This is a genomic window from Nocardia jinanensis (assembly GCF_014645735.1).
Lineage (GTDB): Bacteria > Actinomycetota > Actinomycetes > Mycobacteriales > Mycobacteriaceae > Nocardia > Nocardia jinanensis.
This window is the reverse complement of the sequence record NZ_BMMH01000002.1, coordinates 545,226-563,238: the sequence shown is the minus strand read 5'-3', so window position 1 is coordinate 563,238 and position 18,013 is coordinate 545,226. Positions and strand designations below refer to the sequence as shown.

17 protein-coding genes and 1 pseudogene are annotated in these 18,013 nt (G+C 67.7%); 7 read left to right on the top strand and 11 right to left on the bottom strand.

The window, feature by feature from the left end; translation table 11 throughout:
• Positions 1-22: 22 nt before the first annotated feature.
• The 3 genes from IEY68_RS07105 to IEY68_RS07095 all read right to left on the bottom strand — a co-directional run bounded on the left by IEY68_RS07105 (position 23) and on the right by IEY68_RS07095 (position 3,799).
• Positions 23-1,819, bottom strand: a complete 1,797-nt coding sequence (locus tag IEY68_RS07105) for an acyl-CoA dehydrogenase (RefSeq protein WP_058856304.1) — start codon at positions 1,817-1,819, stop codon at positions 23-25.
• Positions 1,820-2,157: 338 nt separating this feature from the next.
• Entirely contained in the window at positions 2,158-2,829 is a 672-nt protein-coding gene (locus tag IEY68_RS07100) for an NAD-dependent epimerase/dehydratase family protein (RefSeq protein WP_058856303.1), read from the bottom strand.
• Between the two features lie 61 nt (positions 2,830-2,890).
• Complete coding sequence (locus IEY68_RS07095; RefSeq protein WP_058856302.1) at positions 2,891-3,799, bottom strand: SDR family NAD(P)-dependent oxidoreductase; 909 nt, start codon at positions 3,797-3,799, stop codon at positions 2,891-2,893.
• 109 nt (positions 3,800-3,908) lie between these two features.
• On the opposite strand from IEY68_RS07095, the gene IEY68_RS07090 reads away from it, so the two are divergent.
• Positions 3,909-4,505: a TetR/AcrR family transcriptional regulator gene (locus IEY68_RS07090; protein WP_058856339.1), complete on the top strand. Its 597-nt coding sequence runs from the start codon at positions 3,909-3,911 to the stop codon at positions 4,503-4,505.
• A gap of 257 nt (positions 4,506-4,762) precedes the next feature.
• Here IEY68_RS07090 and IEY68_RS07085 read toward each other — a convergent pair.
• From IEY68_RS07085 to IEY68_RS07070, 4 genes and pseudogenes are all read right to left on the bottom strand, one after another.
• Positions 4,763-5,309, bottom strand: a pseudogene (locus IEY68_RS07085) (alpha/beta hydrolase); the annotation flags it as partial.
• A 126-nt stretch (positions 5,310-5,435) separates the two neighbouring features.
• A complete protein-coding gene (locus IEY68_RS07080) occupies positions 5,436-6,332 on the bottom strand; it encodes an RNA polymerase sigma-70 factor (protein WP_062996883.1) in 897 nt (298 codons plus the stop codon).
• A gap of 49 nt (positions 6,333-6,381) precedes the next feature.
• Positions 6,382-6,765 carry a DoxX family protein gene (locus IEY68_RS07075; RefSeq protein WP_058856301.1) on the bottom strand — a complete coding sequence of 128 codons (384 nt, stop codon included), beginning with the start codon at positions 6,763-6,765 and terminating at the stop codon, positions 6,382-6,384.
• Positions 6,766-7,034: 269 nt separating this feature from the next.
• Entirely contained in the window at positions 7,035-7,469 is a 435-nt protein-coding gene (locus tag IEY68_RS07070) for a tautomerase family protein (protein ID WP_058856300.1), read from the bottom strand.
• Between the two features lie 82 nt (positions 7,470-7,551).
• On the opposite strand from IEY68_RS07070, the gene IEY68_RS07065 reads away from it, so the two are divergent.
• Positions 7,552-8,061 (top strand): winged helix-turn-helix transcriptional regulator, encoded by a 510-nt coding sequence (locus IEY68_RS07065; protein WP_058856299.1) that lies wholly within the window; start codon positions 7,552-7,554, stop codon positions 8,059-8,061.
• 42 nt (positions 8,062-8,103) lie between these two features.
• On the opposite strand, the gene cysC is transcribed toward IEY68_RS07065, so the two are convergent.
• The 3 genes from cysC to IEY68_RS07050 are packed head-to-tail and all read right to left on the bottom strand — an operon-like array spanning position 8,104 to position 11,818.
• Positions 8,104-9,942 carry an adenylyl-sulfate kinase gene (gene cysC, locus IEY68_RS07060; protein ID WP_058856298.1) on the bottom strand — a complete coding sequence of 613 codons (1,839 nt, stop codon included), beginning with the start codon at positions 9,940-9,942 and terminating at the stop codon, positions 8,104-8,106.
• Positions 9,942-10,874 carry a sulfate adenylyltransferase subunit CysD gene (cysD, locus tag IEY68_RS07055; protein WP_058856297.1) on the bottom strand — a complete coding sequence of 311 codons (933 nt, stop codon included), beginning with the start codon at positions 10,872-10,874 and terminating at the stop codon, positions 9,942-9,944. The genes cysC and cysD overlap by 1 nt, the downstream gene beginning before the upstream one ends.
• A 32-nt stretch (positions 10,875-10,906) precedes the next feature.
• Positions 10,907-11,818 carry a helix-turn-helix domain-containing protein gene (locus IEY68_RS07050; RefSeq protein WP_062996885.1) on the bottom strand — a complete coding sequence of 304 codons (912 nt, stop codon included), beginning with the start codon at positions 11,816-11,818 and terminating at the stop codon, positions 10,907-10,909.
• Positions 11,819-11,899: 81 nt separating this feature from the next.
• On the opposite strand from IEY68_RS07050, the gene IEY68_RS07045 reads away from it, so the two are divergent.
• The 3 genes from IEY68_RS07045 to IEY68_RS07035 are packed head-to-tail and all read left to right on the top strand — an operon-like array spanning position 11,900 to position 15,025.
• Positions 11,900-13,063: a hypothetical protein gene (locus IEY68_RS07045; RefSeq protein WP_058856296.1), complete on the top strand. Its 1,164-nt coding sequence runs from the start codon at positions 11,900-11,902 to the stop codon at positions 13,061-13,063.
• Positions 13,063-13,839: an SDR family oxidoreductase gene (locus IEY68_RS07040; protein WP_058856295.1), complete on the top strand. Its 777-nt coding sequence runs from the start codon at positions 13,063-13,065 to the stop codon at positions 13,837-13,839. The genes IEY68_RS07045 and IEY68_RS07040 overlap by 1 nt, the downstream gene beginning before the upstream one ends.
• A 13-nt stretch (positions 13,840-13,852) precedes the next feature.
• Complete coding sequence (locus tag IEY68_RS07035; RefSeq protein WP_058856294.1) at positions 13,853-15,025, top strand: sulfotransferase family protein; 1,173 nt, start codon at positions 13,853-13,855, stop codon at positions 15,023-15,025.
• A 128-nt stretch (positions 15,026-15,153) separates the two neighbouring features.
• On the opposite strand, the gene IEY68_RS07030 is transcribed toward IEY68_RS07035, so the two are convergent.
• Positions 15,154-15,822 (bottom strand): PaaI family thioesterase, encoded by a 669-nt coding sequence (locus IEY68_RS07030; RefSeq protein WP_058856293.1) that lies wholly within the window; start codon positions 15,820-15,822, stop codon positions 15,154-15,156.
• 220 nt (positions 15,823-16,042) lie between these two features.
• Between IEY68_RS07030 and IEY68_RS07025 the strand changes: the two genes are divergently transcribed.
• Together IEY68_RS07025 and IEY68_RS07020 are read left to right on the top strand one after the other, a co-directional pair.
• Complete coding sequence (locus IEY68_RS07025) at positions 16,043-16,507, top strand: thioredoxin family protein (RefSeq protein WP_058856292.1); 465 nt, start codon at positions 16,043-16,045, stop codon at positions 16,505-16,507.
• Positions 16,504-17,928 carry a serine/threonine-protein kinase gene (locus tag IEY68_RS07020; RefSeq protein ID WP_058856291.1) on the top strand — a complete coding sequence of 475 codons (1,425 nt, stop codon included), beginning with the start codon at positions 16,504-16,506 and terminating at the stop codon, positions 17,926-17,928. Before IEY68_RS07025 ends, IEY68_RS07020 begins: the two co-directional genes overlap by 4 nt.
• The last annotated feature ends 85 nt before the right edge of the window (positions 17,929-18,013 follow it).

The following is an 18,013-nucleotide window of genomic DNA, read 5'->3' as shown; positions in this document are numbered from 1 at the left end:
CGAAGCGGACCGCCCGCCGGTCTCAGAACCAGCTCTCGCGCATATCGAGGGTGGTGGTGTCGAGGTCGGCGAGGAGATCGAGTTGCGGGCCCGTCCGGGGGAGTTCGTGGCGGAAGAAGTAGCGGGCGGCATGCCGCTTTCCGTCGTAGAAATCGCCGTCGCGGCCGTGGGCGGCGACGGTCTGCGACAGCCAGATCCAAGCCACCACATGGTGGCCGAAAGCCTCGAGGTAGACCGAGCTGTTGGCCAGCGCGACCTCGATATCACCGGCCGCGAACAAGCTGCCGGTAACAGTGACCAGCCGGGTCCAGGACTTGTCGAGCCGGTCGGCCAGATCGGCGGCCGCTCCGCCGATTTCCTGCGCGGCGGCGAGGGTCGCCCGGATCCTGGTATCGAGTTCGCGCAGGCTCGCACCGGACTGCTGGGTCACCTTGCGGCCCAGCAGATCCAGACCCTGGATGCCGTGCGTGCCCTCGTGGATCGGGTTGAGCCGGTTGTCGCGGTAGTGCTGTTCGACGTTGTACTCCCGGGTGTAGCCGTAGCCGCCGAGTACCTGGATGGCGAGGTCGTTGGCGGTCAGGCACCATTGGGAGGGCCAGCTCTTGGCGATCGGGGTGAGAATGTCCAGCAGCAGGGTGAGCGCGCGGCGCTCGTCGTCGGTGTCGGCGGTGCGCTGTTCATCGATGAGCCGGGCGCAGTACAGCACCAGCGCCAGGCCGCCCTCGGCGTAGCTCTTCTGTGCCAGCAGCATTCGCCGCACATCGGCGTGCTCGATGATCGGACGCTGTGGGGAGGCGGGGTCGGCGGCGCCCTTGGTGCGGCCCTGCGGGCGGTCGCGGGCGTAGTCCAGTGATTCGAGGTAGCCGGTGTAACCGAGCGCCGCGGCGACCAGTCCCACTCCGCTACGCGCCTCGTTCATCATGTGGAACATGTATTTCAGGCCCTGGTGCGGTTCGCCGACCAGATAGCCGATCGCGCCGGGGGAGCCGTCGGGGGTCCAGCGGCCCTCCCCGAAATTGAGGACGGTGTTGACGGTGCCGCGGAAACCCATCTTGTGGTTGAGACCGGCCAGTGCCACATCATTGCGTTCACCGCGGGAGCCGTCCTCGCCCACCAGGTATCGGGGCACCACGAACAGCGAGATACCCCTGGTGCCCGCCGGTCCGCCCGGGATCTTGGCGAGTACCAGGTGCACGATGTTCTCGCCGAGTTCGTGATCGCCGCCGGAGATCCACATCTTGGTGCCGAACACCCGGTAGGTGCCGTCGTCGCGCGGTTCGGCGCGGGTGACGATATCGGCGAGCGAGGAGCCGGCCTGGGGCTCGGACAGGCACATGGTGCCGAAGTAGCGACCCTCGAGCATGGGCGGAACGAAACGTTGCACGACGTCCTCGCCGGCGTGCGCGATGAGCAGATTGGCGTTGCCTATGGTGAGCAGCGGATAGGCGCTGGTCCCTGGATTGGCGGCGTGGAACCAGGCGAACGCCGCCTGCGCGACCGCGGCCGGGAGTTGCGCGCCGCCGAGGTCGGCGTCCATGGTCGCACCGACCATCCCGGCCTCGGCGAACGCGGTCAGCGCCGCGCGGACCTCCGGGATGATGGTGACCGTTTCGCCGTCGAAGCTGGGTTCGTGGGCGTCGTTGAGCTTGTTGTGGGTGGCGAAGTACTTGGTGGACAGCTGTTCGCTCAGTTCGAGTACTGCGTCGAAGGTCTGGCGCGAATGGTCGGAGAAGCGCGGCCGCCGTGTCAGGTCCTCGACGTCGAGCCATTCGTAGAGCAGGAACTCGAGGTCGCGCCGGGACAGCAGAGTAGACCGCATAACCACCCTTTCGGTACAAGTTATCGCCAGAGTATCAAATACCGGGCGATGGCGACGGCCCGCGGATCCGCGCCTCACCGTGGGTTCGAGGGTAGTGATCCCACCCGTACCGGGGGGCCGGAAATCGCGGGTCCGCCGCATACGGTCGCCCCCGGACCGCCCGCGGTGTGAGAGAGGGGCGGTGGCCAGGTGAACCCGCCTGGTGCCGGGGGCGCGGGCCCCACGCGGGCCCGATCCCGCCCCTCGTGGCGTGCGGTGGGATCGCTCCGCTGTCACCGACCGGCTGTTCTGCCGACCGGCCGCCGGTGCGGTCCTCGCGGCGGACGAGGCCCGGGCGGTCAGGGTCGAGAGGTGGTCACCTCGTTGATATCGGCTGTGGCCAGAACCCGCCGGGGCGTGGCGGCGCGGGCGACCTCGATCATGGCTCGTCCCAGCCGGAGACTGGAGGTGACATGCCGTGGGGCGAGTCGGCGGAGCAGCGGGGCCAGGGGTGTCACGATCCGGTACAGCAGGACATAACTCCTGGTCTTCGCTTCGGTGCCGGGCAGCGGCAGGATGAACGCGGGCCGGAACATGTATGCCCGCGGTGTCAGGGCCAGTAGGACGTTCTCGGTTTCGCCTTTGACACGCGCCCACATCATGCGGGTCGTCCCCGAGCTGTCGGTGCCGGCTCCGGAGACGTAGCAGAAGGTGAGCTCGGGTTCGGCGGCCAGCAACGCCCGCGCGGCGGCGAGGGTGAAATCGTAGGTGATCGTGCGGTAGGCGGCTTCGGTCATGCCCAGGGCGGAGGTGCCGAGACAGAAGAAGCAGGCGTCGTAACCTGTCAGCTGTGCCTGCACCGGGCCGAAGTCGGTGAAGTCCGTGTGGCTGATCTCGCGGAGTTTCCGATGGGTGCGGCCGGTGGGTGAGCGGCCGATGACGAGGACCCCGGTGACCGCGTCCTCGCGCAGGCAGGCCTCGAGCACTCCCTGGCCCACCATGCCGGTGGCGCCGAAGATGATGATGCGCAATGTATTCCTGTTCGCTCTCGTACTGCTGCCGCCAGGCCGGCGCCGGATGTTCGTGGCCGGGTCAGTCGATGGGGTAGGTGACACCGGTCAGTTCTTCGGAGACCTGCCACAGCCGGCGCTGCAGATCGGTGTCGTGGGACTGCTTGCTGGAGGAAACGAGCTCGGGATGGCCCCGGAGCCCGCCGGGCCCGCTCGGTCCGTAGTACTGCCCGCCCTGCACACCGGGGTCGGTGGCGGCGCGCAGGGTCGGCAGCGCACCCATCGCCGCGGACTGGGACAGCACTCGCATGGCCGGCACCCGCAGCAGTGCGGGCAGGTGGCGGCCCAGCTCGGTGTTCGAGCCGCCGGGGTGGGCCGCGACGGCGATCGAGTTCTGGTCCGCGGCGGTCAGGCGGCGTTGCAGTTCGTAGGTGAACAGCAGATTGGCCAGCTTCGACTGGCCGTAGGCGCCGACGCGGCTGTAGCCGTTGTCCCAGTTCAGGTCATCGAAATGGATCGCTGCCCGAATCCGGTGCCCGATACTGCTGATGGTGATCACCCGCGACCCCGGCACCGGCAGCAGCCGGTCGAGCAGGAGGCCGGTCAGGGCGAAATGCCCGAGATGGTTGGTGCCGAACTGCAGTTCGAAACCGTCGCGGGTGGTTTCTTTCGGCGGATACATCACCCCGGCGTTATTGATCAGCAGATCGATGCGCGGATGCTTGTCTCTCAGTTCCTCGGCCGCGGACCGGATCCCGGCCAGCGAGGCCAGATCGAGCTGCTGGAGTTCGACCCGGGCGCCGGGCGTTGCCGCGGTGATCCGGTTCACCGCCTCCTTGCCCTTGTCGAGATTGCGCACGGCCAGCACCACATGGGCGCCCGCGGCGGCGAGCGCGGTGGCTGTTTCGAATCCGAGCCCGGAGTTCGCGCCGGTGACGACCGCGGTGCGATCGGTTTGGTCGGGGATATCGGTGGTGCTCCATTTCGCCATGGCTGCTCCTCGATAGAATCCGGATACGGGGCGAGCGCCCCGCTTGTGCTCAACTATACGGAACGCGCGCCCCGTTTGCAGGTGGGGTGGCGCACTGGAGGTGATCCGGATGGCCGACCCCGCCAAGCCGCTACGCGCCGACGCGGTACGCAACCGGGAACTGGTCCTCGAGACCGCCTACGCGACCATCGCCGCCCGAGGGCTGTCGGTGCCCATCGACGAGATCGCCCGCCGCGCCGGTGTCGGCGCGGGCACGGTGTACCGGCACTTCCCTACCAAGAACGCCCTGTTCATTGCCGTCTTCGAACACCGTCTACAGCAGGTCGTGACAGCCGGACGTGCCCTGCTGGACTCCGCCGGACCAGGTGAGGCCCTGTTCGGGTTCATCCGGGCTATGGCCGTGGACTGGGGTGCGGTCGATCAAGGCCTGACCCAGGTCATCGCCGGTGACGGTATCGACCTCGATGTCCTGGCCCCGGACGTGGAAGCTCAATTCCTGGCCCTGATCGGCGAACTCCTCGCCGACGCGCAGCGGGCCGGTACCGCCCGTGGCGACCTGACGGTCCGGGAAACCAAGGCGATCATTGTCGGTTGCCAGGCTGTGCAGGGCCACACACCCGACGTCGCCGAACGCGTCATCACCCTCATCCTCGGCTGTCTCCGCCCTGAACCCGGCCCGGCCGACGGCCGTCCACGAATGGGATAGATCATCGCTGATCGGCGAGGACAACGCCGCCCGTCCGGCCGGGAATATCCAGCCGGACCGCGGATAGGCCGACGATCGGTGCGCTGGTGGCCGCGCCGCCCCGACCGGCCGGTACCGCCGATTGCCGGTGCCGCCGCGATCGGGGCGGTTGTGCATCCGCTGGCCACCGCTGTCGAGGAGGGCCGGGACCTGTCCACGATGAGGGGGATCCCGGCCGATAGCTCCTAGCCGTCTGCTGTCGGCCCGACGGGCCTGTGTCACTTCAGGTGACGGGCGAAGAACCGGTTCCCGTCGTCCCCCTCGAACCGTGGTACGCCGGTGTGCCCGCCCATATTGGCGTGCAGTGTCTTCTCCTCGGAGCCGAAGGCGTCGAACAGGTCCAGGGCCAGTTGCCGGTCGTTTCCTTCGTCGTCCCACTGCAGCAGGACCTGCAGCGGAATGGTCACCCGCCGCGCCCCCTCGAACATGGTGCGGGGAACGAAACTCCCGGCGAACAGAAGGGCGGCCGGGATACGCGGCTCGACCACAGCCAACCGGATGCCGATGGCGATCACCCCTCCCGAGTACCCGACCGGGCCGCCGATCTCGGGCAGCGAAAAGAAGGGCGTCCGGGGCGGCCCGCCATTCCGGGACCGCTTTCTCGACCAGCGCGAGGACGAGCCGGTCCACGATCTCGTCGTCGACCGGCTCGCCGGCCTTCAGCGCCAGGCGCAGGTCGGCGCGGGCCTGCTCGGTGGTGGCGGAACGGGGCCGTTCACCGCTACCGGGGAGCTCGAGGGTGGCCGCGGCGTAGCCCGCCGCCGCGCGGTCGCCGCGGTCCGCCGACCGGTTTTCGCGGAGTGTGGGGCTGGATGTCTCGAGTTCGAGCGCGATAGCGGGGACCAGTACCGGGCGCCGCTCACCGAGTGGTAGCCGCGGGGCTCGGATCGTTCACCGCAGGGTGAGCGGGGTCTGTGATGCGATGCGGGTCAGTTTTTGTGGATTACGGATGAAGTAGAGGCCTGTGATGCGGCCCGTTTCCACTTGGGCGGCCATGATGCCGTCGATGTCGCCGTCGACCCGGAAGGCCAGTGCTGGGCTGCCGTTGACCATGGTGGCTTCGGTGGTGATCGCGGCGTCGGTCTTGGCGATGCCCCCGAGGAGGTAACGCACTACCATCTCGGCGCCGACGACCGGCCGTAGCGCGGCCCGTTTGACGCCGCCGCCGTCGCTGATCAGGACGACTTGCGGGGCGAGCACATCCAGCAGGGCCTGCGGGTTCCCGGTTTCGAGGGCGAGCCGCAGCGATTCCAGTGCCGCCCTCGCTCGGCTCGCGGATACTACTTCGCGGGGGCGTCGGGCGTCGACGTGGCGGCGGGCACGGTGAGCTATCTGCCGGACCGCAGCAGGGCTTTTGTCGACGGCGGCGGCGATCTCGTCGTAGTCGAACTCGAAGACCTCGCGCAATACGAACACCGCCCGCTCCGTGGGCGAGAGAGTTTCCAGGATGAGCATCAGGGCCATCGACATGCTCTCGGCGAGTTCGACGTTCTCGGCGGCATCCGGTGTGGTGAGCATCGGTTCGGGCAGCCAGGGGCCGATATAGGATTCTCTGCGTCGTTTCATGGTGCGTAGCCGGTTGAGCGCTTGCCGGGTCGTGATGCGAACCAGGTAGGCGCGTTGATCGCTGATCTGGTCATGGTCGACCTTCATCCATCGCAGCCAGGTTTCCTGCAAGACGTCTTCGGCATCGGCTGCCGACCCGAGCATCTCGTAGGCGACGGTGAACAGCAGGTTGCGCTGGGCGAGAAAGGCTTCTGTCGCCGGGTCGGTGGTGTGGTCGTTCACTGCTGGATCTCTCTGGTGGTCGTGCCGGCGGCACGTTTCGGTCCGGCTCTCAGCTCGTGAATGGTTCGACGACGAAGCGCCCCCACGCGATGAACGCCGCCAGCGCGAGGTACACCGAGTTCAGCACGACGAACTTGTACTCCGCGAGGCGGCCGTGGGTGATCATCGCACCGGCCATGAGCAACACCCAGCAGACAGCGGTCACCGGCACCATCACCGGGGCGATGTCCAGCACGGCGGGCAGGATCAGGCCGGCGGCGGCCAGGATCTGAAGGACACCGAGGGACTTGACGAAGCCGTCGGATGCGTTCGCGGTCCATTCCCCGCCCGGTGACGCCGACAGCTTCGCCCTGGGGACGAATGCCTTGGTGATTCCACCGAAGAGAGCGAGGGTGGCCAGCAGTCCGGTTGCGATCCACAGAACGATTGTCATGACGAGCTCCTGGGTTTCTCGGAAGGTCGGCCGTAGAGACACCACCTGACCCGGTCCTGTGACAGGTTTGTGAGGCAGCTCACTGCGGCGCGGTAGTCAGTACCCAAGAAGGCATTCGTCTCACGACATCCAATCGGGTCTGCTCCGCGACGGAGGATCCGGCCGCTGCGCCGAGGCCGCCCACCGCGAATATCAGCCCGTGCTGCGGCTTCGAAGCCCAGATCCTGGACCGCGAAGACCGGATCCGCAGCGCGGCCCCGGCCGAGGGGTTAACCGCTGGTCACCAACGCCGCGATGTCCTCGATGCGCACGATCTCCCCGCCCGCTCCCCAGTTGCCCTCCGGAATCTCGTCGATATGTACCCACGCGGCGGTGGCTCGGGTGAACCGTTCCGGATCCGCGTCGGCGTCCGCGAGCACCCGCGTGACGCGCCGCACGATGTCACGGCGTTTGTCGTCGTTCATCGAACCGGCCGGAACTCCCACTCGCACCACGTATTTCGGCTGCTCCCCGGCCGGTAGTTGCCGGCCGCCGACGAACCAGGCGTCGATCTCGTTCACCACCAGCCACGAGATGGACCGGGCCGCTTCGGTGTCCGGGGCGCCCTCGGCGATCATCACCTCCGATACCAGCTGCCCACCGATCTTCTCGCGGCGCTCCTGGTCGAGCGTGGCCTTGGGGACGAACAACTCCACGAACGGCATTTAGTCAGTCCTTTCATTGAACTCTTCCTGTTCTGCAACGTACAAGGGTGAGTTCAATGAAGCAACCCTCTATGCTGGGGTCATGCATCGGACCAGCTTCGCGGATATGCACTGCTCGATCGGGCAGTCCCTGGAACGTGTCGGTGAGTGGTGGACACCGCTGATCGTGCGAGACATCTACCTCGGCCTGCACCGGTTCGACGACATCGTGGAGAACCTCGGCATCTCCCGCAATCTGCTCACCCGCAGGTTCGAGACACTGGTCATCGACGGGATCGTGGAGCGCCGCGTGTATCAGGAGCGTCCGCTGCGGCACGAGTACCACCTGACCGAGGCCGGCCACGAACTGGTACCGGTATTGATGGCGCTGATGGCTTGGGGCGACAAATGGGCGACACCGGCGGGCGGGCCGCCGGTGCGTTTGGTGCACCAGGAGTGTGGTGCGGAGTTCACGCCGGAGGTCTGCTGCTCGGCGTGTGGGAAACCGGTGACCACCGGCGATGTCGCGGCGTTGCCCGGTCCCGGCGCCGCGTTCGGACCAGGGACCAGGGTGCTGGCCCGGCGCAGTGGCATCGCACCGGGGGAGTTGTAACCGGCGAGATCGCGGCACTCGCCGGTTGTCATACGGTGTGCGTCAGGCGTTTTCCTCCCGGGCCAGCAGCGCCAGGATCGCGGCGGCCATCGCGGCCGGATCGCCGTCCTCCGGGCGCAGCACCAGCGCCGGTGCGCTCGGCGCCTCGTAGGGATCGTCGATACCGGTGAAACCGCGGACCTCCCCGGCCCGGGCCTTCGCGTAGAGGCCCTTGGGGTCACGGGCCTCGCACACCTCCAGCGGGGTGTCCACGAAAACCTCGACGAAGGCGATCCCGGCGGCGTCGTGGGTGGCGCGCGCCCGCTCGCGATCAGCCCGGTAGGGACTGATGAGGGAGACGATGGCGACGGTCCCCGATTCGGCGAACATCCGGGCGACCTCGCCCACCCGGCGGATGTTCTCGGTGCGATCGGCCGCGCTGAAGCCCAGATCGGAATTGAGACCGTGGCGCAGATTGTCGCCGTCGAGCAGGAACGCGGGGCGTCCGGCGGCGACCAGGCGCCGCTCCAGCTCCACCGCCACCGATGATTTCCCGGACCCCGACAGTCCGGTGAGCCAGATGGTCAGTCCGCGGGTCGCGCGCTCGGACCGTTCGACCGCGCTCGCATGCCAGACCACCCGCGACGAGGGCAGGCTGGGCCCGGTGATCATCCCGCCGCCCACGGTATCGCCGGTGATCTCGTCGACCAGCAGGAAACTGCCCGTGGTGCGATTGCGGCGATAGGGATCGAACTGCAGTGGCTGCCGGGTCCGCAGCTGCACCCGGCCGATCTCGTTGAGCGACAACGAGGTCGCGTTCTCGTCCCGGTGCAGCGTGTTCACATCGAGGCGGTAGTCGAGTGAGCGGATCTGCGCGGGAACACTGCGGGTGGTGTGACGGACCGTATAGGACGCTCCGGGGCGCAGTTCGGCCTCGTCGCTGAACCAGCAGACCATGGTGTCGATATCCCGGCCGACCTGCGGGCGATTGGCGGGTCGGCAGAGCATATCGCCGCGGCCGATATCGAGCTGGTCGGCGAGTCCGACGGTGACCGCCTGCGGCGGGAACGCCTGGTCGAGCGGTACCCCGCCCGGCCCCCAGATTCCGGTGACCGTGGTCGTGAGACCCGAAGGCAGCACGGTGATCTCGTCGCCCGGGGACCAGACCCCGCTGGCGATGGTGCCCGCGTACCCGCGGAAATCCGGTGTGTGGCTGCGGATCACGTACTGCACAGGCAGGCGGGCGTCGATGAGATTGCGGTCCGAGGCGATATGCACCTCTTCGAGGTGGTGCAGCAGCGGGGTGCCCTCGTACCAGTCCATGGTGGCGCTGCGATGCACGATATTGTCGCCGTTCAGCGCCGACATCGGGATGAAGGTCAGGTCCGCGATCTGCAACCGGGACGCGAAACCGGCGAATTCCTCGCGGATCTCGGCGAACCGCTGCGCGGAGTAGCCCACCAGATCCATCTTGTTGACGCACAGCACCAGGTGCGGCACCCCCAGCAGGGAGGCCAGGAACGCGTGCCGCCGGGTCTGCTCGACCACTCCGTGCCGGGCATCCACCAGGATGAGCGCGAGATCCGCGGTGGAGGCCCCGGTGACCATGTTCCTGGTGTACTGCACGTGTCCCGGGGTGTCGGCGATGATGAATTTGCGCCGGGGCGTGGCGAAATAGCGGTGGGCGACATCGATGGTGATGCCCTGTTCGCGTTCCGCCCGCAGCCCGTCGGTGAGAAGGGCGAGGTTGGGATAGTCCTCACCGCGGTCGCGGCTGGTGCGCTCCACCGCGTCGAGTTGATCGGTGAACAGGGTTTTGGAATCGAAGAGGAGGCGTCCGATCAGCGTGGACTTGCCGTCGTCGACGCTGCCCGCGGTGGCCAGGCGCAGCAGGGTGCTCATCAGAAGTAGCCCTCTCGTTTACGGTCTTCCATTCCGGCCTCGGAGATCCGGTCGTCGGCGCGGGTCGCGCCGCGTTCGGTGACCCGCGCGGTCGCGACTTCCTCGACGACCTCGGCGGGGGTGGCGGCGCTCGATTCCACGCAACCGGTGCAGGTGGCGTCGCCCACGGTGCGGAAGCGCACCAGGGCCTCCTGTGGTTCCTCGCCGTCGAGCAGGGTCAGGAAACGGGTGTGCGCCAGCAGCATGCCGTCGCGTTGCACCACCGGGCGGCGGTGCGCGTAGTACAGCGACGGCAGTTCTATACCCTCGCTCGCGATATAGGTCCAGATATCCAGTTCGGTCCAGTTGGACAGCGGGAAGACCCGGATATGTTCGCCGGGCCGGTGTTTACCGTTGTAGAGGTTCCACAGTTCGGGGCGCTGCCGGCGCGGATCCCACTGCCCGTACTCGTCGCGGAAACTGAAGACCCGTTCCTTGGCTCGCGCTTTCTCCTCGTCGCGGCGGGCGCCGCCGAAGACCGCGTCGAACCGGCCCTCGCGCAGTGAGCGCAGCAGGGTGGCGGTCTGCAGGCGGTTGCGGCTGGCCCGGGGGCCGGTGTCCTCGGTGACTCGACCGGCGTCGATATCGTCCTGGACCCGGCCGACGAGCAGGCGTAATCCGTACTTCGCGACGGCCGCGTCGCGATAGTCGATCACCTCGTCGAAGTTGTGCTCGGTGTCGATGTGCAGGATCGGGAACGGGACCGGGGCCGGCCAGAACGCCTTGGTGGCCAGATGCAGCATCACCACGGAGTCCTTGCCGCCGGAGAACAGCAGGACCGGACGTTCGAAGGTTGCGGCCACCTCCCGGAGGATATGGACGGATTCGGCCTCGAGCGCGGCCTGATGCGAGAGTTCGTATGTACTCGCCGCCGACTTCGTGTGCTGGCTCACGCCTAAAAACTAGAACACGTTTCTATGTGTGGTCAACGGTTTGCCGGATGACGCCCACCCGCGGCGGCGGTGACCGCGTCGGCGGCGGCCACCAAGGTGGTGCCCCGGCGGGCGATCTCGGCTCCGGTGATCGGCTTTCCGACGTACATGGTGAGCACCAGCTGCTGGCGACCGTCGGCGTCGTAGGTCGGCGCGGCCAGCAGACTCACCGGATGCTCCTTGCGCGGCCGCAGGTCGGAGCCCAGATAGACCCGTTCGCCGAGTGTGGTGACCAGTTCGGCGACAGCGGTGCGCAGCTGCTCGGGCAGATCGTGCCCGGCCACCCCGGCCAGGAGCGAGTACAGCTGCCGGCCCGCGCCGGTCGTGCTCTCCACCAGGTAGCCGCGGTCCCGGCATTCGGCCATGATCCGGCGCAGCAGGGTCTCGTCCTGGCGCAGCGGCACGGTCGGCGCGGTGCTCAGCCAGGCATCGAAGGCGGCCTCGGTATCCCAGAGCACGTACATGAGCCCGACCGGCGGGGCGAATCGGTACGTGGCCCCGACCTGCACCATCGCCGGGCCGGCGCTGTCCAGGACGCTGATCCGCTCGCCGACGACGGCGGAGGCGGTGCAGGTGGTGCCGTAGGCCGCGCTCAATCGTTCCAGCTCGGGATGGGCCAGTGCCGCGATGGAGAAACTCTCCTGGGCCACCCGGCCCGCGGCGATGAGCGCCGGGCCCGGGCCGTACTCGCGGGTGCGCGGATCGCGGGTCAGGTAGCCGGCGGCGGCGAGCTCGGTGAGAATGCCCAGGCAGGTGGGTTTGGCGAGGCCCAGTTCGCGGGCCATTTCGGAGAGTCCGGTCCGGCGTCCGCGCCGGGCGACGACGTAATCGAGCACCTGGACGACGCGCTGGGTGGGAGCGGAGCGCCGGCCGACCTCGCGAACCTCCGATATTCCTGCTGACATTGACCGCTCCTAGAACAGGTTCTAATCTTCTCGGTATCGCAATGTACCAGGGCGGTACATATATGGAACACCGGGAGTATCGTGCTGACCCAGCCGTTCGCGGACTCGATCGCCGCCGCCGAGGAAATCATCAAGAGTGCCCCGCATATCCGCACCGAACAGGATCTCGCCGAGGGCTACGACTATCTCGCGGGCAGTATCCGCGCCGCCATCCAGATGTCATGGGCCTTCGAACGGGACTTCCCGTTCTTCGTCCAGTCCACCGGGCCGTACACCAAAATGGGTCTGGACAACCCGGACACCCTCTACTGGCACGCGAACCTGCGGCCCGATGCCGACTACGTGGTCACCGGGACCCGCGGCACCACCCGCGACCTGAGCTTCCAGGTACTCAACGGCAACTATTCGCCGACCGAGGTCCCCGGCGGGGAAACCGCCTTCGACGACCGCTCCATCGATATCGCCGCCGACGGCAGCTACGAACTGACCCTGGGCCCGGGTCCCGGCGGCCGCAACCATATCCAGCTCGCCGCCGATTCGACCATGCTCGCGGTACGCGAGGTCTTCGGCGACTGGGCGAACGAGAAAGCCGGCACCGTACGGATCAGCCGCGCCGATACCGTGGGCTCGGCCCCGCCCGCGATCACCTCGGACCTGATGGCGAAACGCTACGAGGTCGCGGGCAAGATGCTGGTGTCACGGCTGAAAACCTTCCTCGCCTTCCCCGAATGGTTCTATCTGAACCTGCCGGTCAACACCATGACCGAACCGCGGCGCACCCCGGGCGGACTGTCCACCCAGTTCTCCTCGGTGGGGCACTACGACCTCACCGACGATCAGGTGATGATCCTGACCGTGCCGAAATCGGATGCGCCCTACCACGGGTTCCAGCTCGGCAGCATGTGGTATCTCTCGCTGGACTACATCAACCACCAGACCAGCCTCAACGCCGATCAGGCCGATGTGGACCCGGACGGCATGATCCGGCTGGTGATCAGCGAACGCGATCCGGGCCTGATCAACTGGATCGAACGCACCGGTCACGACCGTGCCTACCTGCAGTTCCGCTGGCAGCGGCTATCGCGCGAGATGCAACCCGAGGACGGCCCGACGGTGGAACTGGTGTCCTTCGACGAACTGCCGGACCGGCTGCCCTATTACAAGGAGTCGCGGATCACCCCGCAGGACTGGAAGGCCCGGATCGCCGGCCGCCAGGCGGCTGTGGCGGAGAGGATGCTCGGCTGATGCTGTTGCAGGACAAGGTCGTCGTCGTCTCGGGAATCGGTCCCGGGCTGGGGCAGGCGATCGCGTTGCAGAGCGCGAAGGCCGGTGCCGACGTGGTCCTGGCCGCACGTACCGAGAAGCGGCTGCGCAAGGTCGCGGCACAGATCGAGGAGGTGGGCCGCCGCGCGCTGGTGGTGCCTACCGATATCACCGACGACGCCGCCGCCCAGAATCTCGTCGATATCGCCCGTGCCGAGTTCGGCCGGGTAGACGCACTGGTCAACAATGCCTTCGCCATGCCGCCGATGGTGGACCTCGCCGAGGTGGCCTTCGACGATCTGCGGACCAACCTGGAAACCAACGTGTTCGCCGCGCTGCGGTTGACCCGCCTGTTCGCTCCCGCCCTCGCCGAGAGCAAGGGGTCGGTGGTGATGATCAACTCGGCGGTACTGCGGCACTCACGTCAGCCGTACGGCCCGTACAAGATGGCGAAGACCACCCTGCTGGCGCTCGCGCAGAGCCTGGCCACCGAACTGGGCCCGCGCGGTATCCGGGTCAATTCCGTGGCACCGGGCTGGATCTGGGCCGACACCCTGAAATGGTATTTCGACTATCTGGCCGGGGAACGCGGGGTGAGTGCGGACGATATCTACACCGAGACGGCCGCCGATATCGATCTGCGGCGTCTGCCCGAACCCGATGAGATCGCCGACGCCGTCGTCTTCTTCGCCTCCGGGATGTCGCGTGCGATCACCGGAACCTGTCTCGATGTGAACTGCGGCGAATTCCACCACTGAGGAGTAACGAGAAATGATCGGCAGGGATGATGTCGGCACCATCGACGATCTGCATGCCTCCGCCACCAAGGTGGTCGGGCTCGACGATTTCGGCGACGACGACTACCGCACCGGGCTGTCGGTGCTGCTGGATTCCTACGAGCACGACGCGGAACTCACCCCGTTCGGTAACAAGGTCACTCGCGCACTGCTGCGCGGTGCCCTGATCGCCCGGGCCCTGAGCGAAGCCGGTTGGAAGCAGTATCCGCAGCACGCCGATATCGCGGTCGAACGCCCGATCTTCGTGACCGGGCTGCCGCGTTCGGGCACCACGGCGGTGCACCGCCTGCTCACCGCCGACCCCGGGCACCAGGGCCTGGAGATGTGGCTGACCGAGATGCCGCAGCCCCGCCCGCCGCGCGAGACCTGGGAACAGAACCCTGTTTTCGCGCGCTTGCAGGCCGGGTACGAGAAGCACCATGTGGAGCATCCCGAATTCATGGGCGTGCACCATATCTCCGCCGACCAGGTGGAGGAGTGCTGGCAGTTGCTGCGGCAGTCGGCGATGTCGATCTCCTACGAATGCCTGGGCTATCTGCCCCGCTATTCCGAATGGCTGCGCGATCAGGACTGGACGCCCGCCTACGAACGGCATCGCCGGAATCTGCAGTTGATCGGTCTCGACGACCCCGGCCGCAGGTGGGTACTGAAGAATCCGAGCCATCTGTTCGCCCTCGACGCGCTGTTGGCCGTCTACCCGGACGCGCTGGTGATCCAGATGCACCGGCTGCCGCGCACCATCGTCGCCTCGGTGTGCAGTCTGAACGAACAGGCGACCGCGGGCTGGTCGGAGAAGTTTCGCGGACCGGTGGTGGGTGCCGCGCAGCTCGAACTGTGGTCGCGGGGTGCGAAAACGTTTCTGCAGGATCGGAAGAAACATCCGGCGGCGCAGTTCTGCGATGTGTACTACGAGGATTTCGTGACCGATCCGATCGGCACCGTCGAGAAGATCTACACACAGTTCGGCATCGAGTTCACCGATGCGGCCCGCGCACAGCTGACCGCGCTACACGGGGAGTCCACTTCGGGGGCGGCCCGGCCCGCGCACAAGTATTCGCTGGCCGATTTCGGACTCGACCCGGACGAGGTGGACAACGCCTTCGCGCCCTACCTAGCCGAGCACTATCCGGACGGTGACCGGCGCTGATCGCGGCCGCCGCTGCCGACGGCGGCGGGAACCGGCACCAGTGGCCGTCCCGCCGCCTGCGTCGTTCGGCGCACCGTGACTCCGCGCCGATCACAGCGTCCGCCGCACCGGAGCGCCCGTCCGCGAGGTCAGGGCTGGCCGGGCTTCAACACGATGAACAGGCCGTTGGCCTCGGCGCACAGCCGGTCCCCGTCGTGCAGGGTGGCCTTGATCCATACCTTGCGGCCCTCCTGGCGTTCGGCCCAGGCGCGCAGCTTCAGTTCCTTGTTCAACGGTGTGATCGATCGATAGTCCACGGTGAGCGAAGCCGTCCGGGTCACCGAGCCGGAATGAGCCGACCCCGCCAGCCCCATCAGATCGTCGAAGCCCAGCGAGATGTACCCGCCGTGCGCGGCAGCGTTCCCGCCCAGGTGGAAGGTCCGGTAGGTGATCCGGGCCGCCACGCCCTCCCGGTCGACCCGATCCACCTGGTACGGCGGCAGCGTGACATTTCCGCGGGCGGGCAGATCGAAGCGGGTCCAGCCCGGCGCGTCCCATTCCTCGCCGACGTAGGCGGCCAGCCGGTCGTTCAGCTTCTCCAGGATGCCGGCCGCCTCCTGCACCAGCTCGTCCGGCGGCACCGTCAGCCGGGCCCGGTCCATGAGCGTGCGCACCTGTTCGACGAAATCGCCGTAGTGCGGTCCGCCGCGACTGGTGTCGACAGCGCGGACCGCGTCCATCAACTCCGACATCGGCCGGAATCCGCCCTCGTGATGCTCGGCGTCGGGGAGGACGTTCCCGGCCTCGTTTTCGCTCATGAGAACACGTTATCGTCCCAGCTGTGGACGTGCGGTGGCCGGGGCGGCCGCATGGTGTGCGCGACCGGGCTGCTCATGAGGGTTCCCGGCGCGTAGGCTGCCGGATATCGGTGGTCGGGAGTGCGCTTTTCACCCGGCGGCCGAAGCCCGTCCGTGCGAGGATTCCGGACGGGGTCAGTACGCACGCGGGCGGTCCGGGTCGGGCCGCGGGAGGACGACCATGCCGACGACACCACTGACGCAGCAGAACTTCCAGACGGTGGTGGCCACCAATCACATAGTGCTGGTCGACTTCTGGGCGACCTGGTGCGGTTGGTGCACCCGCTTCGCGCCGGTTTTCGAGGAGTCCGCGCAGCTACACCGCGATATCGTGCACGCCACCGTGGAAGCCGAGGCCGAACCCGCGCTCGCGGCCGCCGGGCAGGTGGACCGGTACCCGTGGCTCATGGCGTTCCGCGAAGGGACGCTGGTGTACTCGCAGTCCGGTTTCCTGCCCGGTGATCAACTCGAGGAGCTCGTCCAGCAGGTCCGCTGGATGGATATGGACGAGTTCCGGCGCGAACACGGTCTCCCGCAGCCCACGGCCGCGGTGCCCGCGGCCCAGCAACAGCAGCCCACGGCCGGCCGGGCCGGGCCCGCGCCCGGACCCCAGGCATACGGATGGCCCGGACTGCGTAGCGCGTGAGGAACGGACTCGAACCGGGACAGGTCTTCGCCGGTTATCACATCGAGCGTCTGCTGGGCGCTGGGGGAATGGGCGAGGTCTACCTCGCCCGCGACCGCGATCTGCCGCGGCCCGTCGCGTTGAAATTGCTGACCCCGATCGTCGGCGACGACAGCGATATCCGGGCCCGGTTCCTGCGCGAGGCCGATACCGCGGCGCGGCTGTCGCATCCGAATATCGTCGCCGTGTACGCCCGCGGCGAGGAACAGGGCCGGCTGTGGATGGCGATCCAGTACGTCGAGGGCACCGATGTGGCGGACGTGCTGCAGCGTGGTCCGGTCCGTCCCGACCACGCGGTGCGGATCATCGAGGAGACCGCGCGGGCACTCGAGCACGCCCACGCGGCCGGAGTGCTGCACCGGGACGTGAAACCCGCCAATATCCTGCTGGCCTGGGGTGAACAGCAGCAGGTGTACCTCTCCGATTTCGGTATCGCCAAAGCGCTGGATCACGCCGACGGGCTCACCCGCACCGGAGAGTTGTACGCGAGCTTCCATTACGCGGCGCCCGAACAGTTCGAGATGCGCCCCGATATCGACCGCCGCGCCGATGTGTACTCCCTCGGTTGCACCCTCTACTACATGCTGACGGGGCAGTTGCCGTATCCGGCGGCGACCACCGGCGCACTCATCAACGCCCATCTCAATGCTCCGGTGCCGCGACCCTCGGAGGTGGATTCGCGGTTGCCGCCCGGGTTCGACGGGGTCGTCGCACGGGCCATGGCGAAAAACCGGTACGAACGCTTCGCCGGCTGCGGCGAATTGGCGCTGGCCGCCCGCCGCGCGCTCACCGAACCCGCGGTCACGATGCCCGCCGTGCTCGCGTCAGCCGCCGTGACGCCCCCTCTTCCGGTACCACCGGTTCGGCCGCGGCGTCCGAGCCGGCGTTCACTCACGGCTCTGGGAGCTGTGGTCGTCGTCGCGATCTTCGGCGCGGCCGCCTGGCTCACCGTCGCCCTGCGTACCGGGGACGGTGCGGGAACCGCCGCGCCGCCGGCCGATGCGAAGGCGGCGGCCGAACAGGCCGCCTGCGAGTACACCGCACTCGTCGCCAGTTACGACTACGACGATCCGGCGGGCTGGGAACAGAAGGTGCAGGCCGGTGCCACCGGGCAGTGGAAGAGCCAGGCCGCGACCGTACTCCCGATGACCCGGGTCCTGATCTCCTCGGATCCGGAGCGTTCCCGGGCCGGGAACACCAGCTGCGCGGCGACCATGGGCGACGGCGATACCCGCGCCGACGTGCAGGTACAGCTCACCACCCTGAACCAGGTGCCGGGCGAGGCGGAGACGACCCGGGACCTGTCGGTGTCCACGGTGATGGAACTGGTCGACGGGCGGTGGCTGTGCAGTGTCCTCAATGCGCCCTTCATGCCGAGCTGACAGGCCCGTGATGGTTTGCACCGGTACGGAAAAGGGCATGGTCAATACCGTTCGGTTCGCTGCGCATATGCTGGCCGGGCTGCAC